This window comes from Kitasatospora purpeofusca, from assembly GCF_034043715.1.
Taxonomy (GTDB): Bacteria; Actinomycetota; Actinomycetes; order Streptomycetales; family Streptomycetaceae; genus Kitasatospora; species Kitasatospora purpeofusca_A.
The window spans coordinates 97,914-120,418 of the sequence record NZ_JAXCLC010000016.1; the positions used below are offsets into that span (position 1 = coordinate 97,914).

Annotated in this window: 20 protein-coding genes and 4 pseudogenes; 5 read left to right on the forward strand and 19 right to left on the reverse strand. The window is 71.0% G+C overall.

The genetic code is table 11. The annotated features are described in order from the left end of the window. Positions 1-1,011: 1,011 nt before the first annotated feature. Positions 1,012-1,308, reverse strand: a complete 297-nt coding sequence (locus SM793_RS11495; protein WP_320438007.1) for a hypothetical protein — start codon at positions 1,306-1,308, stop codon at positions 1,012-1,014. A gap of 63 nt (positions 1,309-1,371) precedes the next feature. Between SM793_RS11495 and SM793_RS11500 the strand changes: the two genes are divergently transcribed. Then, positions 1,372-1,884 carry a DUF6584 family protein gene (locus SM793_RS11500; protein WP_320438028.1) on the forward strand — a complete coding sequence of 171 codons (513 nt, stop codon included), beginning with the start codon at positions 1,372-1,374 and terminating at the stop codon, positions 1,882-1,884. 438 nt (positions 1,885-2,322) lie between these two features. Next, a pseudogene (locus SM793_RS36390) lies at positions 2,323-2,616 on the forward strand (lantibiotic dehydratase); the annotation flags it as partial. Positions 2,617-2,745: 129 nt separating this feature from the next. Here SM793_RS36390 and SM793_RS11510 read toward each other — a convergent pair. Together SM793_RS11510 and SM793_RS11515 are read right to left on the reverse strand one after the other, a co-directional pair. After that, positions 2,746-3,435 carry a response regulator transcription factor gene (locus SM793_RS11510; RefSeq protein WP_320438009.1) on the reverse strand — a complete coding sequence of 230 codons (690 nt, stop codon included), beginning with the start codon at positions 3,433-3,435 and terminating at the stop codon, positions 2,746-2,748. Then, on the reverse strand, positions 3,432-4,559 hold the full coding sequence (locus SM793_RS11515; RefSeq protein WP_320438010.1) for a sensor histidine kinase: 1,128 nt from the start codon (positions 4,557-4,559) through the stop codon (positions 3,432-3,434). Before SM793_RS11515 ends, SM793_RS11510 begins: the two co-directional genes overlap by 4 nt. A 387-nt stretch (positions 4,560-4,946) precedes the next feature. Between SM793_RS11515 and SM793_RS11520 the strand changes: the two genes are divergently transcribed. Both SM793_RS11520 and SM793_RS36395 read left to right on the forward strand, forming a co-directional pair. After that, the gene (locus SM793_RS11520; protein WP_320438011.1) at positions 4,947-5,915 is read left to right on the forward strand and encodes a lipase; all 969 of its coding nucleotides are present in this window, start codon (positions 4,947-4,949) and stop codon (positions 5,913-5,915) included. A gap of 882 nt (positions 5,916-6,797) precedes the next feature. Then, positions 6,798-6,887 (forward strand): annotated as a pseudogene (locus SM793_RS36395) (short-chain dehydrogenase/reductase); the annotation flags it as partial. A 357-nt stretch (positions 6,888-7,244) separates the two neighbouring features. On the opposite strand, the gene SM793_RS11530 reads toward SM793_RS36395, so the two are convergent. The 15 genes from SM793_RS11530 to SM793_RS11600 form a co-directional block, all read right to left on the reverse strand. Then, the gene (locus tag SM793_RS11530; RefSeq protein ID WP_320438013.1) at positions 7,245-7,793 is read right to left on the reverse strand and encodes a PASTA domain-containing protein; all 549 of its coding nucleotides are present in this window, start codon (positions 7,791-7,793) and stop codon (positions 7,245-7,247) included. 189 nt (positions 7,794-7,982) lie between these two features. Beyond that, positions 7,983-8,495, reverse strand: a complete 513-nt coding sequence (locus SM793_RS11535) for a hypothetical protein (protein ID WP_320438014.1) — start codon at positions 8,493-8,495, stop codon at positions 7,983-7,985. A gap of 791 nt (positions 8,496-9,286) precedes the next feature. Continuing rightward, a complete protein-coding gene (cas2, locus tag SM793_RS11540) occupies positions 9,287-9,550 on the reverse strand; it encodes a CRISPR-associated endonuclease Cas2 (RefSeq protein WP_320438015.1) in 264 nt (87 codons plus the stop codon). Positions 9,551-9,556: 6 nt separating this feature from the next. Next, positions 9,557-10,537, reverse strand: a complete 981-nt coding sequence (gene cas1b, locus SM793_RS11545) for a type I-B CRISPR-associated endonuclease Cas1b (protein WP_320438016.1) — start codon at positions 10,535-10,537, stop codon at positions 9,557-9,559. Further along, the gene (locus SM793_RS11550) at positions 10,537-11,058 is read right to left on the reverse strand and encodes a CRISPR-associated protein Cas4 (RefSeq protein WP_320438017.1); all 522 of its coding nucleotides are present in this window, start codon (positions 11,056-11,058) and stop codon (positions 10,537-10,539) included. The genes cas1b and SM793_RS11550 overlap by 1 nt, the downstream gene beginning before the upstream one ends. After that, a complete protein-coding gene (cas3, locus tag SM793_RS11555) occupies positions 11,055-13,457 on the reverse strand; it encodes a CRISPR-associated helicase Cas3' (RefSeq protein WP_320438018.1) in 2,403 nt (800 codons plus the stop codon). Before cas3 ends, SM793_RS11550 begins: the two co-directional genes overlap by 4 nt. Further along, positions 13,439-14,158, reverse strand: a complete 720-nt coding sequence (gene cas5, locus SM793_RS11560; protein WP_320438019.1) for a CRISPR-associated protein Cas5 — start codon at positions 14,156-14,158, stop codon at positions 13,439-13,441. Before cas5 ends, cas3 begins: the two co-directional genes overlap by 19 nt. Beyond that, positions 14,155-15,216, reverse strand: coding sequence for a type I-B CRISPR-associated protein Cas7/Cst2/DevR (gene cas7i, locus SM793_RS11565; protein ID WP_320438020.1), 1,062 nt, complete (start codon positions 15,214-15,216; stop codon positions 14,155-14,157). Before cas7i ends, cas5 begins: the two co-directional genes overlap by 4 nt. Next, the gene (locus tag SM793_RS11570; RefSeq protein WP_320438021.1) at positions 15,217-16,659 is read right to left on the reverse strand and encodes a hypothetical protein; all 1,443 of its coding nucleotides are present in this window, start codon (positions 16,657-16,659) and stop codon (positions 15,217-15,219) included. Then, complete coding sequence (gene cas6 / locus SM793_RS11575) at positions 16,647-17,336, reverse strand: CRISPR-associated endoribonuclease Cas6 (RefSeq protein WP_320438022.1); 690 nt, start codon at positions 17,334-17,336, stop codon at positions 16,647-16,649. Before cas6 ends, SM793_RS11570 begins: the two co-directional genes overlap by 13 nt. Before the next feature lie 614 nt (positions 17,337-17,950). Continuing rightward, positions 17,951-18,937 (reverse strand): IS3 family transposase, encoded by a 987-nt coding sequence (locus SM793_RS11580; RefSeq protein WP_320438029.1) that lies wholly within the window; start codon positions 18,935-18,937, stop codon positions 17,951-17,953. Beyond that, entirely contained in the window at positions 18,868-19,179 is a 312-nt protein-coding gene (locus tag SM793_RS11585) for a transposase (protein ID WP_320438023.1), read from the reverse strand. Before SM793_RS11585 ends, SM793_RS11580 begins: the two co-directional genes overlap by 70 nt. 356 nt (positions 19,180-19,535) lie before the next feature. Further along, the gene (locus SM793_RS11590; protein WP_320438024.1) at positions 19,536-20,120 is read right to left on the reverse strand and encodes a hypothetical protein; all 585 of its coding nucleotides are present in this window, start codon (positions 20,118-20,120) and stop codon (positions 19,536-19,538) included. Positions 20,121-20,334: 214 nt separating this feature from the next. After that, positions 20,335-20,811: a hypothetical protein gene (locus SM793_RS11595; protein WP_320438025.1), complete on the reverse strand. Its 477-nt coding sequence runs from the start codon at positions 20,809-20,811 to the stop codon at positions 20,335-20,337. 63 nt (positions 20,812-20,874) lie between these two features. Continuing rightward, positions 20,875-21,783, reverse strand: coding sequence for a hypothetical protein (locus SM793_RS11600; protein WP_320438026.1), 909 nt, complete (start codon positions 21,781-21,783; stop codon positions 20,875-20,877). Positions 21,784-22,021: 238 nt separating this feature from the next. On the opposite strand from SM793_RS11600, the pseudogene SM793_RS11605 reads away from it, so the two are divergent. After that, positions 22,022-22,129: pseudogene (locus SM793_RS11605) on the forward strand (transposase); the annotation flags it as partial. A gap of 146 nt (positions 22,130-22,275) precedes the next feature. On the opposite strand, the pseudogene SM793_RS11610 reads toward SM793_RS11605, so the two are convergent. Beyond that, positions 22,276-22,505: pseudogene (locus SM793_RS11610) on the reverse strand (hypothetical protein); the annotation flags it as partial.

Consider the following 22,505-nt stretch of genomic DNA (forward strand, 5'->3'; position numbering starts at 1 on the left):
GACGAGCATCTCCAACGCCAGGGTGAGGCGCTGGTCGACCGTGTCCGGGTGGTCGATGAGCCGGCCGGGGGTGGAGATGTCCGCGTAGTCGGTGATCAGGCCGGGCAAGGCGGCCCGGAGCGAGTCGGGCCGGGCGTTGATGTCGGTGCTGGTCGCGGCGGCTCTTCCTCTCACTGAGGCAGGACGGGATCCGGCGGGTACGGGCCGGTCCGGTCAGGCGGCACTGCGCGCGCCCGCTGGGTACGGCTGGCGCGCGGTGCGCAGGGGGACGACGTGGGCCGTGGGCGACGGCGAGGGCCGCGCAGTGGCTGTCGCGGGGCCGGCGGGTACGGGCGGTTTCGGCGAGAGCCTGCTCGTCCTCGACCACCGGGTGGTGGGCGTGCTCGGGTTCGCGCAGCCGGTTGTAGTGTCGGGTCAGGGCTGGCTCGCGCTGGGCTGCGGCTTCGTCGAGCACGGCTTGGCGGGCGAGGGCCTGCTCGCGCCTCTGGCGGCGCAGTTCCTGGTAGGCGGTGTGGTCGCGGACCGGCGCAGTCGCTGTGGGGCGGGGCGCGGTCCGATCGTCGACGTCGTGGTCGAGCTGCGGCGCGGGCGCGGGGCCGCCCCGGACGTCGATAGCGGTCACGGTGCCGGGGCGCAGCCGGTCAAGCTGGGTGAGGGTGCGGCGGGTCCGGTAGCGGAGCTGGGCGGCCCAGGCCGGGAAGTCTGCGGTCACGCGCAGGCGGCAGATGGTGGGGTCGTAGCCGGAGAGGTGCCAGTGGTCGGCGGCGTCGGGACGATCGTGGGCCAGCGGTCCCGCAGGCCCACGCCGGCGGTGCCGAGGGTCCAGCCGTGGGCGGCGACCAGCGCGAGGAACACTTCTGCGCGGAGCTCCGGCTCGCGCGGACCCCGGCGGGCGGCCGTGGCCGGTCGGGCCGCGAGGGCGTTCCGCCGGGCCGGGGTGGCGTGGGGGCGGGCGGGTCTGGCGGGCGGCGCGCAGCGCGGTGCGGGCGAGATCGGCGCCGTCGGCCTGGGTCATCGGGCGTTCACCGCCTCGCGGACTGGGGCCGCGGCCGCCGCCGAGCGGAGCTGGTTGGCACGCTCGCGCAGCGCCCGTACGGTTTCCAGAGGCTCGAGGAGCAGGTACCGGGCGATGGTGGCGCGGGCGTGTTCGGCGGCCTGGTCGGCGTCGGTGTGGGCGGTGAGGCGGTGCCCGGCCGTGCGGAGTGCGGTGTCGTGGGCTAGTTCGGATTCGGCGTCGGCCAGCGGTGTGCGGGCCAGCCGGACGAGGGCATCTGCCCGATGGGCGTCGACGGCGTCCCGGACGGTCACAGGTTGTCCGAGCGGACTGGTAAGTCCTTTGACCAGCTGTTCTTCGTTCGTCACCATGATCCTGTGACAGTTGAGACCACCCTAGTCAAAGTTGACGCGGACCTTCGTGCCGGCCGGATACCCGTCGCTCGTCAACGTCTGCGCGGCCTGGTTGCCTCGTACCCGGCGGACCTCACGGCCAGGCAGCGGCTGGCCGAGGTCTACCGGTTGTACGGCGAGTCGGCCGAGGCAGGCCGTTGGGCCTACCTCGACGCGGACCGGGATCCGGGCGAGACGGCGGCTTTCGAGGCCCGTCACCCCGATCCGCTCGACCGGATGATGGCCGTCGCCTGGCGTGGTCCCGAGGAGTCGGCGCCGACGGAGACCGCCCGTACCCGGCTGGCCGGACTGCGTGAGGCGGCCTCCGTGCAGGCAGGCCGCCCGGTCCACTGGCACCACGTGCGTGACCGCGCCGAGCACACCGACGGGGACGGCTCGGACGGGGAGCTGTTTTGTGCCGGACTTGCTCTCGGAGGTCTGGTGCTCCTGGGTTTCGCGGCCGTTGGCGTCGTCACTCTCGTTCGCTGGTGGCTCTGACCCTTCGCCGCCACCGTGGTCCGCGGGCGGCTTTCACGGAACCCGTTCCCGTGCCGCCGAGATCCTTCCGGCCGGACGTTCCGGGTCCCTGCTGGCAGACAGCTGATCTCCCTGTCCGCTGTGACACGTGGTCGCTTGTTCGCGCGAATGTTCGGCCGGTGTGTGGGCCGTGGTCACCTGTCTCGGACAACGCGGTCGCGATAGTGCTGGAACGAGTGCCAACCGCTCGGGTCGTCCGGGGCGAGGAAGTCACCTTCGGAGATGTCGATGACTCGGCAGCCGACTGCTCGGGCGATCGCGAACACGGCGTTGAGGACGTCGTCGCCGACACCACGGACATGGAGCATGATCGAGTCGACAGGGGCCCGGGACCGAGGTTCAGCTCGATGGACCAGGCCGGGCCAGTGAGGCGCCCCCAGGATCGACGGACGCGATGAACTGTTCGCCGCCCTCGCCCAACGCGCGGCGCTCGACGGCGAGCGCGAGGTGCTCCTGGCCGGCGCCCTGCTCGAGTCGCTCGACCTTGCCGGGGACGAGCCGCGGCTGCGCCCGCATCTGGAGATCATCGCCCGCATCCACGCCCCGACCCGGGAGGACCTCGACCGTGGCGCCGACCGCCTGGAGGCCGTCACCGCTTCCCGTGTGGCCGGCGTCTCGGTCGGCCGCTTCCTCCACCTCCTCGAACCCGCGCACCGGGCCGCGTGCACCGGCCTGATGACGAACCTGCCGACGATGGGCGAGGACGCCGTCACCGCGCAGCTCTCGTACCCGCCGCTGGACGGGGCGAGCGGTATCGGCCACCTGGCCCGCAACAACGCCAGGTCCACCGTCCCAGCCGGTGAGGCGTCAGCCTGTGAGGCGTCAGCCTGTGGACGGGAGGTTCCCACCCGCGGTGACCACGCCTGTCTCATAGGAGATGACGACCATCTGGGCCCGGTCATGGGCGTGGAGCTTGGCCAGCAGCCGCCGGACATGTGTCTTGACGGTCGCGATGCTCAGCCCCAGATGCTCGGCGATCACCAGGTTGGGCAGTCCCCGGGCCACCAATCGGAGAACTTCCCTTTCCCGTGGGGTCACGCCCGCCAGCTCCCGGGCGAGTCGAGGGCGCGGCTCGTGGCGTCCGGCGAACTCGCGGATCAGACGGCGGGTGACCGTGGGCGCGAGCAGGGCGTCGCCGGAGGCGACCACCCGCAAGGCTGTCAGCAGGTCGGCGGGGAGGATGTCCTTCAGGAGGAATCCGCTGGCCCCGCCGCGGAGTGCCGCGTACACGTACTCGTCCAGGTCGAACGTGGTGAGGACCAGCACACGGGTGCCGGCGGCGTCCGGGTCCGCGCAGATGCGCCGGGTGGCCTCCAGACCGTCCGTGCCCGGCATCCGGATGTCCATCAGGACGACGTCGGGCCGCAGCCGCAGGGCGAGTTCGACGGCCTGCTCGCCGCTGTCGGCCTCGCCTGCGACGGTGAGGTCCGGCACGCTGTCGATGAGCAGGCGGAAGCCCGCCCGCAACAGCGCCTGGTCATCGGCGATGAGAACCCGGACCGGCCGGTTCACCGTGCTGTCTCCGATCCGCAGGGCAGCCGCGCATGCACCCGGAATCCGCCCGTCGCCAGCGGGCCGGCGGAGAGGGTCCCGCCGCACATGGCCGCCCGCTCCCGCATCCCGATGAGTCCGTGCCCACCGCCAGGACGCCGGGACGGGAGCCGGGACGGCGCGTCGTTGACGACCTCGATCTCGACCGCCTCGGGACCCGTCCGGGACAGGTTCACCCAGCAGTCCGCCGATCCCGCGTGCCTGACGACATTGGTGAGGGCTTCCTGAACGATCCGGTAGACCGCCAGTTCCACACCCGGGGAGAGTGGTGGATCCGGGTCGACGGACAGCTCCACGCGCGGGCCCGCGCCGTCCGCGAGCGCGGGCAGGTCCGCCAGACCGGGGACGGCCCCCCACTCGGCTCCGTCGCCGGGTGATCGCAGAACGCCGAGCATGCGGCGCATCTCGGTGAGCGCCGTCCGGCCCGCTGTCCCGACCAGTTCGAGGGTCCGCTCGGCCTCCCGCGGGTTGGTGGAGGCCACCGCACGGGCCACCTCGGCCCGTACCGCGATGACAGTCAGGTGATGGGCCACCACGTCGTGGAGCTCGCGGGCGATCCGCAGGCGCTCGTCCGTCACGGCCTGCCGGGCGGCGAGTCCTGCGTACGACCGCTGCTCTTTCAGCGCGGTGCCCACCACCCAGGGCAGCGTCATCATCAAAGACGCGAAGACGACGCCCCCCGCGACCCCGGAGGCCGGGACCGGCCGCGGTACGAGGGCCATGGCCGCCGCGACGGCGCCCAGCGAGCAGCCGAGCGCCGTCGCGGACCGGCGCCGCGGTTCCCGCGCCGCCACCGTGTACAGGGCGACCCCGACGGGGACCCAGGACTCCTCCCATCCGGTGAACGCCATAGCGAACACCGCTCCGGCCAGGACCGTGTACAGAACCCGGACGGGCCACCTGCGCCGTACCGCGACCGGCAACCAGACCAGTGCCGCCACGGCTCCCGCGCCCCAGCCACCGCTCCGCGCCTCGCTCACGCCGAACACCAGGGCGAGGAGCACGGCCGCGACCGTGTCCACGCCCTGCCACTGCCCGTCCCGCAGACGTCTGGCCACCAGCGGCCTTGACTCCCCGTCGCCCATGCCGGCCACGCTATCCACACGGGGGCCCGGGGCCTGTCAGCCCGGAGGACGTCATCTCGCGGGCTGAGTCATCCGCGCGGCTGATGCCCGTCCTACCCTCCTGGGCTGACACCGGGTTCCTCCCCGGGGGCGAAGCCGCCCAGCCCGTCGGACGGAACAGTGGAGCCATGAATCGGAGAACACTACTGTCCTCGTGCGCCGGACTGGCCGCCGCCATGATCCCGGGTCCGCTCGCGTCGGTGGCCCTCGCGCGACCGCGGCAGGAGGAACCCGTGCGGTTCCGGCTGCCCGCCCCGAACGGACTACCCGCTGGGTACGATCGCGCTGCACCTGACCGACACCGCACGGCCGGACCCCTGGGTACCCTCCCGCCCCTTCCGTGAGCTGATGATCAGCATCTGGTACCCCGCCCGCAGCTGCGCGGCCCGCCCCGCTCTTCCCTGGATGCCTCCGGCGGCCGCCGACCGGTACCTGAGCCTCCTCGGCCTGCCTCCCGGCCGGGTACAGCTGGGAGGCACCCACGGCCACGAGGGCGCTCCCGTCGGCGGCCCACCCGGCCCCATGCCCGTCGTGCTCTACTCTCCCGGCGCCGACGCGTCACGGTCGTTCGGCACCGGCATCGTGGAGGACCTCGCCAGTCACGGCTTTGTGGTGGTCACCGTCGACCACACCTACGACGCGACGGCAGTCGCCTTCCCCGGTGGACGCGTCGAGACGAATCCGCTGGGCGGAATCAGCGACTACGCCAAGGCCCTCGCGGTCCGTACCGCCGACATCCGCTTCGTCCTGGACCGGCTCGCCGTCCTCCGCTCGGGCGGCCACCCCGGCGTCTGCCGCACCCCGCTGCCCACAGGCATTCGCGGGGCGCTCGACCTGCGGCGCGTCGGGATGCTCGGCCACTCCCTCGGCGGCGCCACCACCGCCGCGACGATGCTCACCGACGGGCGGATCATGGCGGGAGCGAGCCTGGATGGGGGCGCGGCGGGCCCGGTGGTGGACGCCGGGCTCGACCGTCCGTTCCTGGTCGTTGACACCCCAGGCAAGGGCAGCATGGAGAGCAACCCCGCCCTGCGCGCGTTCTGGTCCCGTCTGCGCGGCTGGCGCCTGCATCTGACCGTACGGGGAGCCGCGCACCAGTCGTTCGGCGACGATGTGCTGATCCTGCCGCTGATCGCCCCTCTCCTGTGCATGTCACCGTCCGATGTGGAGGACGAGGTCGGGACGATTGCCGGGCACCGGGCACAGGCGTTCCAACGCGCCTACCCGCGAGCCTTCTTTGACCTCCACCTCCGCGACCAGGGGCGGCTGCTCGACGGTCCCTCCCCCGGCTTCCCCGAGGTCGACTACGCCCGGTGAACGCCTTGGCGCCGGTCCTGCCCCTCTGGGCTCCGAGATACGACGCCGGGGGCGTTCACCGGGCGGGGTCCAGCGACGGAGGCCCGTCGGTGTCCTCGGCCTCGCAGGGAGGATGACGACCCGGGGAATCCTGCGGGGCGGCGCCTCCACCAGCCCGATAGGGCAACGATGCGAACCAATTCCCCCGACCCCTGACGGCCCGTCGCGCAAAAGGGCGCTGACCTGGATTTTCTCCCGACCCAACGGCCCTCGGACATCACTTTCGGGACGACAGGATTCGAACGTGCGACCCCTTGACCCCCAGTCGCCCGGCCATAGCCATCGCCGCACGTCAGACGGTAGAAAGCCCGCGCTGTTCGTTCACCGAAAGGCACCTCAGAGACGGTGGCGAACGACGGGTGGTCCCCGGCAAGTCCCCACCGATACCGTTTGCCCGCTGTGACCCCTCAGCCGCGCTTGGTGGGGAACCGCATGCGGACGAGTAGAACTCGGGATACTCAATCCGCAGTCGTACTCGCCGATCTCGCTGTCACGGTGCCGCACGGGGATGGATGCGGAGCGACGGCCGAGGTCGCAGAGTAGAGTGGCCGCCGGCCACGGGACGGCCGCCTCGGGCGGGATCCTGATCCCGAGCGCCGCGTCCATCCGCGTGGGGTCGCGCGGACCGCCACGATCAGGCCGGCGGCCGTCCCCAAACAGGCCGGTGAACTCCAGCGCGTCCCGGCAGAGCCTCCCGTGGCTCGGGCCGTCGTCGGGCCCGAGGTGGACGACGCGGTCACGGCGCTCTCGACGTCAACGTCTTCGGAGTGCTGAACACCCCGCGGGCCACTGTGCAAGACGCTGCGGGCCCAGCGCTCCGGGCACGTCCTCGACATCGGCTCGGTGGCCGGCTTCGCCACCGCACCGGGCACCGGCCTGTACGGGGCGTCGAAGTTCGCCGTCGAGGGCATCACCGAGGCGCTGCACGGCGAGCTGGCCCCGCTCGGCGTGCGGGTGACGGTCGTGGAGCCGGGCGGGTTCCGGAGCGACTTCCCGAACGCGTCGAGCGTGCGGTCGAGCTGGCCTCCATCCCGGACTACCTCGCCGGTGCGGGCCCGGTCCGCGAGGCGCTCGCCGAGTTCGACGGCCAGCAGCCGGGCGGTTCGGCGAAGGCGGCCAAGGCCATCGTCGACGTCATCGAGGCCGCCGACCCGCCGCTACGCCTGCAGCTCGGCGCGGACGCCGTCGACCAGGTGGAGGCCGAGCTCGCCCTGGTCCAGGGCGAGTTCGACACCTGGCAGCACGTCTCCCTCTCCACGGCCGTATGAGCGGCCGGGGCGGGCGGGCTTCCTACTTGAACCAGTACTGGACGCCGTCGTGCTTCGAGCACGTCCCACTCGGGGTCTTGGAGGTCGACGGGGTTCCGTCCTTGCACACCGCCATCTGGTCGGGGACCGTCGGTGTCTGGCCGTGGTCCCAGCCGCAGAGGCCGACGGTGTGGTGGGCGCAGGTCCCGCCGGGGGCCGGGGCCGCCGCCGCGGGCTCGGAGCTGGGCGCGGCAGTCGGCGCGGGGGCCGCCTTCGTGGGCGTCGGCACCGGCGGGGCGGACGGGGCGGGCGCGGCCGCCGGGGGCGTCGTCGGGCTCGGCGCCGCCGTGGTCGGGGCGGCAGCACCCGGGCAGGGTTCGGCGTCCTTGACGACCCCGAGGGTGACCTTCGTGGTCACCGGCGCGGCGGTGCCCGAGGCCGGGGTCTGCTGGCAGACCTTCCAGTTCGCTTCGACGATCTGGGTCCGCTTGTGGTCTCCCCCGGCGACGTCGGTCGACTCGACGCTCTTGAACCCGGCCTGCTTCGCCGCCGTCTTGGCCTTGTCGAGCTGGAGCCCCACCAGCTCCGGCACCGACGTCCCGCTCGGCGCCGCCGCCGCGACCGAATTCGCCCCCGCGGACGGCGCGGACGTCGACGCCGGCTCACACGCCGCCACGAACAACGCCAGCGCGGCCAGTCCCGCGTACCCGATCGCCGCCGGCCGGAACGCCCATCGCGCGGCTGTTACGGCTATCCCACTACCCACGTTCCCATACCGCCTTCAAACTCGACGAAGAAGGCATGAAGCTATGCCCCGGGATCTCCACACAGCAAGCGGTTCCGGCAAACTCGTGCCGACGGTTCCACGACCGCCGAGCGGACCGCGCAGTCGGAACCGCCAGCTCAACAGCGTCGGCCCCTCAGGCAGCCTCGTCGGATCGACGGACACCGCGCGGTAGGCGTTTCGACCGATCTGGATGACGCGGGCCGCCGGGAAGGTGGTCAAGGTGGTCCGCTTCGAGGTGACGATCAGCTGGAAGCCCTGGTCGGCAAGTCCCGAGAGTGTGTCGAACACCGCGCGTTCCGTAGTGGGATGCAGGAGTACGAAGGGCTCCTCGATCAAGACGATCCGGTTCGGCGCACTGTCCGACTCGGCCAGGGAGCACAGATTCGCCTGCCAGTTCTCGAGCCCGAAGGCTCGGCTGTCAAGCACCTGGATGTCTCGGTGGCTGAGGTAGTCCCGGCTCGCCAAGCTCGGCTGACCGATGGGGCGAGCGGAGTGCAACGAGTTCATGACAGGCCCGCTGTTCCCCATACACGTTGCAAGCCCTCCAGGGCTGATCACGAAACCGATGGCCTGGGTGCCGTCCGCGTACAGGACGTAGTTGCGAGCCCTCCTAGGGTGTTCACGCCTCCTGTGGGAGCGGCAGGACGTCACCATCCTGATGACCTTGTGAGCCCTCCGGGGCTGATCAGGACGCCGGCGTCCAACCGCTACTCTTCGCGCAGGCCGCGTTGCGAGCCCTCCAGGGCTGACCACAACCGGGAAGAAGGACGAGCTAACCCGTTGCCGGATCTCGTTACGAGCCCTCCAGAGCTGATCACGACGAGGGGGCGGTGGTCGGTGTGGCCGATGAGGTGGCGTTGCGAGCCCTCCAGAGCAGATCACGACCCCGGCTCGCGGTCGACGGCCGCGCGTGCTGGCGGCCGTTGCAAGCCCTCCACAGCTGATCACGACTCCCGTCGAGCTGGGTCATGGACCAATAGGTGTCCTGTTGCAAGCCCTCCAGGGCTGATCACGACCTACGAGGTCGAGGGCCTCGTCATGCGGGTCAGCACATTGCAAGCCCTCAGGGCTGATCACGGCCCGGTCGTCCCCGGCCGCGTGGCTGCGCGTGGGAGCGTTGCAAGCCCCCCAGGGCTGATCACGGCGCTGGTCGTACCCCGAGACGATCACCCCGGCGAACTGTTGCAAGCCCCCCAGGGCTGATCACGGCCCGAGGATAAAACCCCTGCTCAGAACCATGCCGGTGCGATTGTAGATCTTTGGGGTGCGGCGTTTGGCTGGTGGTGCAGTGGTGCTGGTCAGAGGATGTCGCCGGGGCCGCCGAGAGTGGCTCCGATGGTGGTGGTTTCGATCATGTCCGGGGAGCGGGTGGTGTAGGTGACGATGCTGTCGTAGGTGGGGTCGATCTCGTTGTTGAGGGCGCTGGTGAGGGCGCGGTACTGGGCGGTGGTGAGTTCGCCCTGGAAGACGCTGCGTTGGGTCCAGTGGAGGTATTTGCGGCACGTTCTGAGGACTCTCGGGTTGCGTTCGGCGGCGGTGTCGTAGACGAGGATGACGAACACGGGTGGTTACCACCAGGGTCGGAAGGGCTTGTAGGGGGTGCCCTCGAGGCAGAGGCGGACGAGTTTGAGGGCTTCGAGGTGGATGAGTTCTCCGTAGCTGACCTGCCGTTTGAGGGTGCGGTGGTAGACGGTGGTGGCGAGTTCGTCGCGGACGAGGGCGGCGATCTTCTTGCGGCCGTCGGTGCTGAGGGAGGCGCGGCCGACGTCCGTCTCGAAGTCGCCGGGTTTGAGGCTTTTCTGGCTGGCGGCTCGTCGTAGGAGGCGTTCGGCGAAGAGGGGTTTGAAGGGTTCGGCGAGGTCGAGGGCGAGGGTGTTGCGGCGGCGGTCGGTGTCGGCGTGGAGGAAGCCGATGGCGGGGTGGAGGGGGGTGGAGCGCAGGGCGGTGAGGACGTGGGCGTAGACGAGGGCGTTGAGGTAGCTGATGAAGGCGTTGCCAGCGTTGGTGGGGGGTCGGCGGGTGCGTCCGTTGAGGCGGAGCCAGGTGGGCAGATGGGTGTCGAGGGCGGCCCAGGCGGTGCGGCGGAAGTTGCCTTCCTGGCCCATGAGGGTGTCGGTGTCGTGGCAGTCGGGGAGGTTGGTGCGCAGGGTTTCGAGGGCGGGGTCGAGGAGGTCGGTGTCCAGGGCCCAGCGCAGGTTCTCGGCGGTGGCGAGGAGGAGGGCGCGGGCGATGGGGAGGCGTTGGTGGGGGTCGGCGGTGATCTCGACCTGTCGGCGCACGACGGTGGCGGAGGACATGGCTTCGGCGGGTGCGAAGTGTCCGGCGTGGTTGCCGTAGTGGTCGAGGATGTGGACGGTGACGCCGTGGCGGGACAGGAGGGACATCGCGGAGGTGTTGAGGTCGACGTGGTCGAAGGTGACGAGGTCGCGGATGTCGGTGATGGGGATGCGGACGAGGCTGCCGTCGGGGCGTTCGATGCGGATGCTGTTGTCTTCGCGGCGGATGCGGCAGGGTTCGGTGAGCCAGTAGGTGCGGCCGGCGGCGGGCATCAGGTTCCCCAGCAGTAGTCGAGGTAGGAGCAGCCGCGGCAGGCGGCACGGGTCTGGCGGTCGGGGGGTACGGGCAAGGCGATGACGACGCGGGCTTCGTCCTCGGCGGTTTCGGCGGCTTCGCGTGCTTGGTCGTTCCAGAGGATGTCGGTGGTGCGGCGGATGAGGGGGTAGTGGACGATGCCGCCGCGGACGTTGACGCCTCGGCGTTCCAGGAGGAGGCAGTAGTGGCGGACCTGGGCGTCGTGGGCGGGTGAGGGGGCGCGGGAGGATTTGGTTTCGTGGACGACGGCGCCGGTGGTGACCCAGTCGATGCGGGCTTCGCCGAGGTCGATGTCGCGGCGGCGGGTGAAGGTGGTGTCGTTGACGACTTCGCCGAAGGCGACGAGGTCGCTGCCGGCTTCGGGCCGGTAGCCGCGCATGTAGAGCCAGAGTTGGCGTGGGCAGTGGCGCAGGTACTTGATGTGGACGCCGCCGAGGCCGTGGTCGTCGTCGACGGGTTGGGTGGGGACGGGTTTCACAGGATGGTCTCCGGCTCGGCGGGTGGGCGAAGGCCGAGGACGGGGTCGTACTGGCCGTCGATGAGGTGGATGCCGAGGGCTCGGTCGAAGGTGGCGTTGTAGGTCTTCAGTTGCCGCCAGCGCAGGGGGATGAGGAGGCCTGCGGCGAGGAGGGGGTCGGCGTTCTTGCCGACGGCGAGGCTCCGGTATTCGTCCTTGTCGTCGCGGTGGAGGACTTCGACGGTGTCGAAGCGTTCGCCGAGGGTCTTGGCGTGTTCGGTGCGGTCGTGGAAGGGGTCGGTGAAGGTGAGGAATTCGGTGGTGAAGCCGTCGCGGGCGTGCCGGGCCCGCTTCTCCCAGTCTTGGCCCCAGTCGGTGTCGTAGGCCAGGGCGAGGAGGCGGTCGATGTCGTCCTCGCTGAGGGTCGTGGCGCCTTCTGCGGCCAGGGTGGTGAGGGCCGACCAGGCGGCGTCGACGGCTCCGGGGTCGTAGGGGCGGTGGCCGTCGGTGCGGTGCACGCGGAACTCGACCGGGCCGTCGGGGTGCAGGCCTCGGCGGTTGACGCGGCCGGCGCGCTGGGCGACGGCCTCGACGGGGGCGTTGTCGATCGCGCCGCGGTCGAAGTCGAGTTGCAGGGAGACCTCGACGGTCTGGGTGGCGACGACGAGGCCGCCCCGGTGTGGCGGCTCGTCGGGTCGGCGTTCGGGGTGGCGGGCCAGGAGGCGGGCTTCGATGGCGTCTCGGTCCCGGTTCTTGAAGCGGGAGTGGAGCAGCAGTGCCGCCTCGGGGTCGTCGGGTCGGGTGTGGCGGGCGTGGTCGGCGAGGGCGGTGAAGAGGTTCTGGGCGGTGGTGACGGTGTTGGTGACGACCAGGACGCTGTGGCCTTCGCCGAGCCAGGTTCCGAGGCGTTCGAGGCTGTGCGGGTCGGTGAGGGGCAGGTCGTCGACGACGAGGTGGTGGCGGACGGGGGCAGTGCCGGGTGGGGCGCGGTGGCAGGTGACGGGATGGTGGAGGCTCTCGTCGACGAGGGCGAGCAGGGGTGGGGCGAGGGTGGCGGACAGGACGGCTATCCTGCTGCCGAGTTGTTCCCACAGGCGCATGGCGGCGCACAGGCGGCCAAAGGTCTCGGGGTCGTAGGCGTGGAGTTCGTCGAGGACGAAGAGGGAGGTGGCCTGTTCGAGGAGGACGGAGGAGTGGGTGGGGCCGGCGATGGCGGCGGCGAGGAGTTGGTGGGGGGTGGCGACGCGCAGGCGTTGGGTGAACAAGCGCATGGCGTTGGCGCGGGCGCGGGCCTTGCGGGCGTCGTCCTTGGTCGGGGTGCAGCAGTCGTCCTCGAGGGCCTCGGCGAGGAGGATGCGGGCGAGGGCTCCGTGGAGGAGTCCGATGTCGGGACGTTGCTGGCCGGTGGCGGGTTGGAGGGTGCGTTCGAAGCGGTGTCGGGCGGCGTTGAGGGAGGCCCGGTAGGGCAGGGTCCACACGAGGCGGGGCAGTCCGGGCATGGTGGCCAGTTGGTGGGCGGCCCAGGCGAGTCCGGCTTCGGTCTTGCCGCTTCCGGTGGGGGCGATGAGGACCAGGTGGCCGGTGGTTTCGCCAGCCTGCTGCTGGTGGTGGTGCGAGGTGTGCGGGAGGCGGGCGAGGTAGTCCAGGGGCAGGGGCAGGTGGGTCTGGAGGTCGATGTGGGCGGAGCCGGCGTGGTCGGCGAGGGTGAGGGCGCCCTGGGCGAGGACGGCGATCAGTCCGGTGTGGGCCTTGACGGGTTCTCTCCAGGCGGTGAGGACCTCGTCGAGGAGGAGGCGGGCCCGGTCGGCCACCGTCGGGTCGCCGGGCTCGGGCGGCGCTGGCTCGGTGCGGAGGAAGCCGGCCAGCCAGGCGAGGAATTCCTGGTGCAGTCCGCGCGGCACCTGTCGCCCGCCGCCCGGGCTGGGCACCTGGTCGAAGGCCTGGTCCCAGCGGGTGCTCGCGTTGTAGAGGCGGGCCAGGGCCGGTTTGCCGCCGCCGAGGGAGTTCGCGGCGTGCAGTGGCCGGTGGTGGGCGGCGACGAGGGTGGCGATCAGCAGCCGCTCGCCTGCGGTCCATGCTGCGGCCGGGGCCAGGAGGTCGACGTAGGCGAGGGAGAGGACTTCGTGGCGCTCGCCCCAGGGTTCGGCGCCGGGTTCGAGCTGTCGTTGGAAGCTCTCCGCGATCTTTCCCGCGTCGTGCAGGAGGGCCGCGGCACGGACCTGGGTCCAGAACCGGGGCTCGGTCGCGATGACGCCGGTGGTGGCGATGCGGGCTTCGAGCTGGGCGACGGCGTCGTGGACGGTGCGCAGGTGGGCGGTGAGGCGTTCGGGGTCCTCGCGGGGCAGGGACTTGGCGCGCAGGTCGGTGAGGGCCCGCCGTCGCGGCAGGGTCGGACGTGGGGTCAGGGGGTCAGGAGCCATACGGCTTGGGTGTCCTCGTGCAGGGCGGGGTCGGTGGGGGCCTCGCGGTAGGCGTGGCGGACCGGGGCCGGGGTGGTGGTGGGCTCGTCGCACCACAGGTAGTCGGACCAGGTGGTGGTGAGGCGGTCGGTGGAGACGGTGTCGGCGAGTCGGTGGGTGTGGGCGGAGGGCAGGTCGTGTCCGTCGGGCGGGGCGAGCGCGTGGCCGACGAGGGCCCGCTCGGTGGGTTCGAGAACCACTTGCGCGATCCTCGTGAGGTGGACGAGGTCCTGGGAGCGGCCCAGGCGCAGTCCGTGGCGCGGGCGGCGTAGCGCCCGGGTGAGGCGGGTGGCGTCCGGTGCGGGGATCCACAGGGTCAGGTGGACGCCGGCGAGGAAGGACCGGTCCTTGGCGGTCGTTCCTCCTTTCCCGGCCCGGACCCGGCCGCCGGCGGCGGGGTTGCTGCCGTCGGCGGCGACGGGGTGGTAGGTCTCGGTGTCGATGCCGTGGCCGTCCGCCCACGCGGCCATACCCAGGGTCAGTGGTTCGGTGGGTGCTCCGGTGGCGGCGGCGAGCATGCCGCGGACGGTGGAGGGCGGCGGTACCGGCAGGATGCGGGTGATCCCGGGGAACAGCGGGTCCCGGAACGAGGCGACGGGTGCGTAGAGGGTGGCCTTCAGGGCCTCGATCGGCCCTCCGGCGGCCGGCGGGGTCGCGGTCATGCGTGGGCCGGGTCGTCGAACCAGCCGTCCAGCCGTCCCTCGCGCAGGTCGGCCGCCAACTGGAGCAGGATCGTGCGGGGGTGGTCGATGACGATGGTGCCGTCCGCCAGCTCGCGCGCGCATTGCTTCTCGAAGTCCTCGCGGGCCTGGTCGCGGAAGCCGGGGCGCCAGCCGATCCGCACCGGCCCCTCCCACTCCCCTTCCCACGCCTTGAGTTCCTGGAGAAGGACATCGCCGCGTACCCGCACGCCCGTATCGGGGTCGGCGTCGATGACGTTGCCCAGCGGGTTGATGCCGCCCTGGAAGGGGGCCAGGACCATCAGCGAGGGGACGCGGTCGCCGTAGTGCAGGGCCTGCTTCGCACCGCCGCTCAGGTGCGCGAGCGCCTCCGGCAGCAGCGCCGCACGCTCACGCCGCTTCTCCAGTGGCAGCTGTACGGCCGGCTGGTCGCGGAACTGGAGGGTGGAGGCTCCGAACTCCATGGCGTCGGCCACCTGGAGGGCCTGCTCCGGGGTGAGGTAGTTCGGCCGGCCCACGCCGTCGGCCCCGGGCAGGGTGAAGGTGCCGATCCTCGGGACGTCTAGCAGGAACGGAGCCGCCAGGTCGGCGGTGTAGAACTCGTGCCCGTGCAGGACCGGCTCGGTCACCCCGCGGGACATCACGCCGAAGTCCTCGGTCGGGAGCACCGGTTCCACGGACATCAGGGTGCCGAGCATGAACGGGCTGTCGCGCAGAGTGGTGGCCGCGTCGTCCTTCTTCGCGCCGGTGCGCATGTAGCCGAACAGGTCGTCGTCGGCGTAACGGACGGGGTCGGCCTGGGTGTTGGCTTTCTGCGCCTTGCCCTGGGCCTTTCCGACCCGGGTGACCGGGGACGGCACCGAGCCGCGCTCGACCATCGTCTCGCGGATCCAGCGGCGCGCCGCCTGCGCGGACACGTACGGGTGCTTGCGGCCCCTGATCCGCGCGAACTTCACGCGGGAGACGGTCTCCTCGCCCCGACCGTTGTTGGGCGCGCCCGCGTTCACCGAGAGCACCATCATGCCTGCCAGGTAAGCCATTTACGCCTGTCCCATCTCGTAGTCGTGAAAGCCGTCGTACTCGTCCCCGCCGTCACCGGCGAACGCCGGCCGCTCCGCCAGCGCATCGATCTCGCGTTCCTGCTCCGGGTCGGCCGCCTTGGCGCCGATCTCGACACCGCGCTGCTGCAGCAGCACCGACACCTGCGCGAACAGCAGCATCCGCTGCTCCCAGGCGCGCGGCCGGCGCGTGATCAGCGGCTTCCACAGCTCCGGACCGGCCAACGTCGTCCTGCTGCCGTCCAGTTGCAGGCGCGTGTAGGCCTGGACGAGGAGGGCGCCGAGCTTGTAGTCGTTGAGTGCGGCGGTGCGGTACTCGGCCAGGCGACCGCGTGGACTTGAGCCCTGCTCGATCCAGTCGGCGATCAGCGACGCCACCGGTTCCAGATCCGTTTCCATTCCGAAGACCTCCTCGGCGTAGGTGAATGCGAGCCGGGCCAGCGCCTCACGGTCACCGGCACTCCATGCGGCGTCGGTGTCCGCGAGGAGACGGTGCAGCTGGCCCAGCAGCGGCCGGCTCCGGCCGTCCTCCGCCTCGAACAGCAGCCGCGCCGCCTCGCCCGTCCCGCCGGCCGTGATCCGGCCCTGGTTGTCGTAGCGGGTCAGGGAGCGGCGCAGCAGGTGCCAGCCGCGGCGCAGCGGGGCATTGCCGTCCACGGTGGCGAGGAAGGCGGGGACGGCGCGGCGGGTGCGGGTGACCCGCAACCAGGGGTCCTGGTTGTCGTTCTTGAAGCTCCACAGGGTGGTCGCGCACAGGCCCTCGCTGGCGTCGCGCAGGGCCGCCAGGACCACCGTCTCGGGCCTGGCCGTGGCAGGCATGCCGGTGAAGCCGACGTTCACCACGCGGCGTGCGCGTCGCACGTTGCGCCGGGCGAAGTCGAGTTGGGCGGTGTTGTTCTCGCAGGACAGCACGGTCGCCGAGCCGGCGGTGACCCAGGCGCCGTAGGGCAGGGCCCACATCGCGATCCGGCATCCCCGGCACACCGGCCAGCCCGCGACACCGGGCGGCAGCGTGTTCAGGGCCTTGCTGGTGTCGAACAGCGGCAGGTTCGACTTCGCCCACACCGCCGTCGCCCCGGCACCGCAGAACGTGCAGGGCAGGCTCCGGCCTTCCTCGGGGCGGTCAGGGGCGAACAGGTTCTCGATGTCGGGCCGCAGTGCGGCCGGGTCGGAGGTCCGCTTGCTGTGCGTGGCCTTCGAGTTGGGGTACAGCGCGAACAGCACCTTCCACCAGTCGTAGCGGCTGGTGTCCTTGGGGGCCGTGGCCGCCGCGACCACGTCCGCCACCAGGGCAGCCGACACGGCCTCCAGGTCGGCCTCGCCCACTCGCCCCGGAGCGTCGCGATCAGCGAGGACGGTCACCGCCCAGGCGCCGGCCCGCTGGAGCGGATGGCCCGTTGCGGCGAGCGCGCTCACCTCACCCATCCGAACCCCTGGATCGTGTCCAGGCCCAGCCCCCACGACCGGACCGCGTTCGCGAACCGCCCGTCGGCCTCCATCGAAACGCGCACCCGCGCCCCGATCCGCGGCGCGCCACGCACGGTGAACCGCCGCCGCGGCCCCGCCTCCAGCACCCGCACACCACGCGGCGCCGGCAGACCCAACAGATCCGCCTTGTGCGCCAGGTTGTGCTGCAACCGGCCCAGGTAGTGCTCGTCACCCGGCAACAGGTTCCGGCTGTCGTGCTTCAGCACCACCGGCGTCACCGTATCCAGCTCCACCAGCCCCTCCCCCGCCGGCAGCACGGCGTCCATGTCCATCGCCAGCCCCCGCACCCTCAACCGCGTCGCACCCCAGGCCAGTTCGTTGCACGATGCCAGCGCGCGCACCAGCACCGAGGCGATCTCCGGGACCGGCGACCCGAACCACACCGACCCCTCGCGCGACGTGGTGTAGACGCCCTTGCGGTGCGGCGCCCCCACGAACAGCGGCCCCGCCACCCCCACCGGCCTCAACGACTTCCCCTGCCACCCGCCGTCGTGCAACGCCTGCGCCAGAGCCTCGTCCTGGCCACTGAGCAGCCGATACACCACGCCGCGCGCAGCCCCGTGCACGTCCTCCCACCGCATGGTCGGCGTATCCGGCGACACATCCACCCTCACCCGCACCGCACCCTCCAGGAGCTCAAAATGATCACCGCGCCACCGCAACTCAGCACTTGGGCAGCCTAGTTGGCTTCGGATGGAGATACTTCAATTCCCCACTATTTGCACCGATACTTGCTTATATGTGATAGAAGCTTGAGATTCCTTGCCGCCATTGCGGATCGGTCAGCACCGACCACGGAGCTGCGCCAACGCTCGGCAACACCAGGCCGAGACCACGTACAGCCTGCAACCACAGACAATGCCACCGGAAAACGTCCTGACCTGCGACGATGCACTACCGGCAGGTCGCTGCAGAACAGCCACCGCCCAGCCACTCGCCACACCGGGCGACCTGGTGCTTTACTCTCGGGTCGTAATCAGCCCTGGAGGGCTTGCAACGAAAACCCGCAATGGGCGGGGCGATGGCTCTTGCGTTGCAAGCCCTGGAGGGCTTGCAACGCGTGCTGCTCCAGGTACGGCAGGCATGCCGTCCAGGTCGTAATCAGCCCTGGAGGGCTTGCAACTAGGTCTTGGAACAGGGCTCGGTAAGCAGCGACAGGCGTCGTAATCAGCCCTGGAGGGCTTGCAACGCGTCGGTTGAGCTTCCCCCGGTGTGCGGGAGGTGCTGATTAGCTGGTCAGGGCGGGTGTGGGTGGTTCGACGGCCACTGGTTCGGCCGTCGCCTGGTCGGCGTAGTGCTTCGCCTCGTACTCGTCCGGGCTGAGCCAGCCGAGACGCTTCTGGATGCGCCGGGTGTTGTACCGGCCGTCGATGTAGGCGAACAGCGCCAGGTCGGCGTCCGTGCGGGTCGCGAAGGTCGTGCGGCGCACGCACTCGGTCTTCAGCACGCTCCAGAAGTTCTCCGCCAGGGCGTTGTCGAACGAGTCGCCGACCGTGCCCATGCTTGCCTCAATTCCGGCCTTGAGTAGGCGGGTTGTGAGCTTGATAGAAGTGTATTGACAGCCGTGGTCGCTGTGATGAATCAGTTTGCCCGGCTCCACCGGGCGGCCGTGGAGGGCGTACTCCAGTGCTGTGAGGACCAGGTCGGCGTCCGCTCGCTCGGAGGTGTGCCAGCCCACGATCCGGCGGGAGAACGCGTCGCGGATCGTGGCCAGCCACCACGGTCCCTCATCGGTTGGGACCAGCGAGATGTCGGCGACCCACAGCCGGTTGGGTGCGGTCACGGTGAAGTCGCGCTGGACCAGGTCCGGGGCAAGGCCGGCCGTCGGGTCGCGGCGGGTGAAGGAGCGGGGCCGGCGCGGGCTGACGCCCTGCAGTCCGGCCTCGCGCATCAGACGTTCGACCCGTTTACGGCCCACGTGGGTGCCCTCTCGCCGCAGGACGGCGTGGACGCGCGGGGAGCCGTAGGTGGCATCCGAGTCCGAGTGGACGCGGCGGATCTGCTCGGTCAGCTCGGTGTCCTGGCGCTTGCGCGCGCACGGCTCCGTCACGTCGCGGCGCCATCGGTAGTAGGTGGAGGCGGGGATGTGCAGTTCCCGGAGTACGGGCTCGGCCCCGAAGCGGTCCTGGTGCTCGTCGATGAGCTTCAGTACCGTCGCCGGGTCGGGTCGAGCTCCTGGGCGAAAAAAGCCGAGGCGGCCTTGAGGATCTCGCAGGACCGGCGGAGCTCGGCGTTCTCCTTGCGCAGAGCGGCCAGTTCCTCCTTCTCGGCGGTGGTCAGCCGGTCGTCGCGCTCTCCGCGGTCGGCCTCGTCCTGGCGGACCCAGTTGCGCAGGGCCTCGTGGTGCACGCCCAGGTCCCGGGCCATCTGCCGGATCACCGGCTTCGGGTCGGCGGCCCGGTGCGCGGCAACGGCTCGCTGCCGCAACTCGGGCGGGTACTTCATCGGTGCAGCCATGGCAGAGGCTCCCTTCTCACGACCTATCAGGTCATGTCCGGCGGCCTTCCGCACTTCGGGGGAACCTCATCGCGCCAGCGGTCGTAATCAGCCCTGGAGGGCTTGCAACACGAGCGCGCAGGCGGGGGCGTAGAGGTGCCAGCCCGTCGTGATCAGCCCTGGAGGGCTACAAACCGGACCGGCCGCCCCTCGTGATCAGCCCCGTAGGGATTACAACGATCGAAGAGACTAGCACAGTTGGCGCGAGAGGAGGTAGTTGTACGCTGTCAAGACGAGCGCCTGCGGGTCGCTGGCAACGGGCGTGCCCTGAGCGTTGATGGGCCGGGCCGCGTTGGTGCGCGGCCCGGCCGGGGTGGTCAGTGGGAGGCGTCGAGCTGGCGTTCGGCGAGGTCGGCGAGGCGTTCGGCGCGGGCCCTGGCGGCGCGGGCCTGAGCCGGGGTGTACTCGGATCCCGGCGCGCAGTGGTCGAGGAACTGCCGGGCGATGTCGGTGAGGCGCCACATGGCGAGGGTGTCGTGGGCGGGGATCGTGCGGGTCCATCCCGCAGCACCGATCTGGTGGTTCTGGCCCGCGTGGTAGGCGAGGAGGAACCGGTCGTCGGCCTCGTCTCCGCTGTAGCCGTCTTTCAGGAGAGGGGTGGTGGTCAGCCACTCGCAGAACGGACCGGGCAGGACGATAGTCCAGCGGCGGCTGGAGACGACGTGGGCGCGGGTCAGCTCGGCGTGGGCGGCCGCGTAGCCGAAGTGTCGGGCGGCAGTGGTGGTGTCCCCGGTGGCCAGGGCGCGCAGGGCCCAGTCGTAGCCGCAGGCCGCGTGTTCGTGGTGGCGGCGGGCGACGGGGCCGAGGGTGTCGTCCTCGGCGCTTCGACGGTGCTTGTCCCGGGCGGTCCGGAGGTTGTCGGAGGTGAGCGGGCCGGGGCTGGGTGCGGGTTCGGTGGGCATGGTGACCTTCGTGTTGGGGCCGTTTCCACTGAGCGGGTGGCAGGCCGGGGGCTGGGGTGTGGCCGGGTGGCGCCCGGCTGACCCCAGCCTCTCCAGCGCAATCGACCCTTGGGCACACCAAGTTCCCTGCACTCAAAGGTGGTTGGCTCGACAGGTCTCGTCGTCCCCAGGTCGTTCGGTCAGTTGGCCTGCACTGGCGCGTTGGCAGGCGCTGTCACCGGTGTGCGCGCACCCGCTCCAGGGCTTCCCTGGCGGCAGGGACGTGCTCGTACGGGACGAGCCGTTCGGCGAGCATGATGATCCGCTTGGCGACCCGGTCGGAGGTCAGTCCCGTGGAGAGGTCGATGACTCGGAGGGTCTCGCTGGCGGCTTCCTCGACTTCGCCGGCGTCGAGGAGGGCGGCGGCGAGCCAGGAGCGGTAGAGGGCGCTCTCGCGAGCGTGCTCGTGGTCGTAGGTGGCGATGACCGTCTGGAGGATCGGCACCGCGCGCAGGGGGCGCCGCAGTTCCGTCCACACCTGTCCCTGCATCACCAGGGACTCGTCCCGCGAGACCCAGTACAGCCAGTCCGGTTCGTCTTCGGCTTGTGGCCGGTGGGCATCGTGGGCGTCCTGAACACGGCCGAGGGCGGCGGCGGCCTCCCGTTCGCGGCCGGCCAGGGCGGCGGCCCAGGCGGCCCGGTCCCAGATCATCGCGCGTTCGCGGGCACCGGCGTGCGGCGCGCTGTCCCCGGCCCCGCCCGGGGCAACGACAGGTCAGTACCAGCCTAGGACGTCAACGGTCATGCCCTTGTCCGTCAGTGGCTTCTCGTCGTAGTCGAGGAGGTGTTCGAAGAGGAACTTCGGCTCGGCAGTGCTGCCCGATTCCTTCAGGAACCAGCCCGACCGGTTCTCGATGACGGTCCTCTTGCCGTCCGGGGCGGTTGCCTCGCTCTTCCGTTCGGGGGAGACCGCCTGTCGCTTCTCGACCTGGCCGGACACGGCGATGTCCCAGGCCAACCCGTTGCCTTGCGAGAACGTACCCGTCTCGAGGGTGGCCTCTTCCTTCAGGTTGTCCGGGCCCGTCGGGTCGGCGGAGTACACCTTGTCATTGTTGGCCAGGAAGTACACCCGCTTTCCGTCCGGGCCGAAGCGCGGTTGCGTGTAGCTGGGCTTGCCGCCCGTGTATGTCGGCTTGGCGCCGATACTCACCGGGGTCTCCCCGTAGTTCCCGTTCGGGCCCGCGCCGCTCGTGTACTCCCCGAAGAACAGTTCGCCGGCCTTCGTCGTCCACACGACGGACCGCCAGTCCGGCGAGAAGGCTTGCCTCCTCCACGCGCTCGGCACGGCGTATTGGGGCAGGAAGGCGCCCGCCTTGGTCCTACCGGTCGTCTCGTCAAAGACCACAAGCTCGGTGAGGTTGCCGGACACCAGCGCGACCAGGCCCCTCATGTCCAGGCTCTTCTGCTCCGTCGTCGCCGACGGCGCCTGTCCGGATGTCGTCGGCCCGCCCTTGTCGGCCGGTGCCTGCCCGTTCCCCCCGCTGCCCTCCCCGGCACACGAGACCGTACCCGCGAGCAGCACGGCAACAACGGGAACCGCCCAAACAGGCCAATGGCGCCGCCGACCTTTGCTCTCGCGGGGAACAGATGTGGTGGTCGCCAGAACTTCCGACATGCTCAGCATCCCCTCATGACACGGCCGTCCTTCAAGTCGACCATGCACAAGCCAGGTTGGGGAGACTCATCGAAGCTTGCTCTCCAGTGCTGTGTGCATTTCGGCCAGCGTGACGATGCCTCGCCGACCTGCGCCTTCGCCGGACCGCCCTCGGCGTCGTGCAGTCGGCTGCCATGGCGGCAGAGAATGGCCGCCCGCCGGACGGCGGCTTGGCCGAGCGTGGCCTGGCAGGCGATGGCGTTTCCGCGCTCACATGGAATTGGGCAACATGGTCCGCCACTACATCATCTGGCGGAACAAGCACGCCGCCGACGAGTGCCTACGCGAAGTCGTCGCCATGGCAAACGATGCCTGATACGCGTCCACCGGCTCATCCTCGTTGGCGAGGAGGTCTTCGGCGACGGCCGCTTCGTGGTGCCGGGGCCCGGTGCCCGGCGTGAGTTCGACCTCGGTGTAGAGCGTGGTCCCGGGCTCGATGGCGAGGTGGGCCTTGTAGCCGTCCTAATAGTGGGTGCGGGTCTTGTGGACGTGTCGGGCGTCGGGGTCGACGGTGGAGACGATCCGGTCGGGTGCGGTGCCCCGGGTGGCGCGCCGGCGTCCGTCGCGGCCGTCGGAGTCGTCGGCGGGCTCGACGTCCTGTCCGGCGACCAGGGCGAGCAGGCCCACCGCGGTGGCGGCGTTCTCGCCGAGTTGCGGGGGGGGGGGGGGGGCGCCCCCGCCCACACCCGGGC

Excerpts from the sequence above, each read along its gene's own strand:
- SM793_RS11515 (WP_320438010.1), bottom strand. The coding sequence starts at position 4,559 with ATGGGCGACGGGGAGTCAAGGCCGCTGGTGGCCAGACGTCTGCGGGAC.
- SM793_RS11520 (WP_320438011.1), top strand. The coding sequence starts at position 4,947 with ATGATCAGCATCTGGTACCCCGCCCGCAGCTGCGCGGCCCGCCCCGCT.
- SM793_RS11535 (WP_320438014.1), bottom strand. The coding sequence starts at position 8,495 with ATGAACTCGTTGCACTCCGCTCGCCCCATCGGTCAGCCGAGCTTGGCG.
- cas1b (WP_320438016.1), bottom strand. The coding sequence starts at position 10,537 with ATGCCCGCCGCCGGCCGCACCTACTGGCTCACCGAACCCTGCCGCATC.
- cas3 (WP_320438018.1), bottom strand. The coding sequence starts at position 13,457 with ATGGCTCCTGACCCCCTGACCCCACGTCCGACCCTGCCGCGACGGCGG.
- cas5 (WP_320438019.1), bottom strand. The coding sequence starts at position 14,158 with ATGACCGCGACCCCGCCGGCCGCCGGAGGGCCGATCGAGGCCCTGAAG.
- cas7i (WP_320438020.1), bottom strand. The coding sequence starts at position 15,216 with ATGGCTTACCTGGCAGGCATGATGGTGCTCTCGGTGAACGCGGGCGCG.
- SM793_RS11570 (WP_320438021.1), bottom strand. The coding sequence starts at position 16,659 with ATGGGTGAGGTGAGCGCGCTCGCCGCAACGGGCCATCCGCTCCAGCGG.
- SM793_RS11585 (WP_320438023.1), bottom strand. The coding sequence starts at position 19,179 with ATGGCTGCACCGATGAAGTACCCGCCCGAGTTGCGGCAGCGAGCCGTT.
- SM793_RS11590 (WP_320438024.1), bottom strand. The coding sequence starts at position 20,120 with ATGCCCACCGAACCCGCACCCAGCCCCGGCCCGCTCACCTCCGACAAC.
- SM793_RS11595 (WP_320438025.1), bottom strand. The coding sequence starts at position 20,811 with ATGATCTGGGACCGGGCCGCCTGGGCCGCCGCCCTGGCCGGCCGCGAA.
- SM793_RS11600 (WP_320438026.1), bottom strand. The coding sequence starts at position 21,783 with ATGCTGAGCATGTCGGAAGTTCTGGCGACCACCACATCTGTTCCCCGC.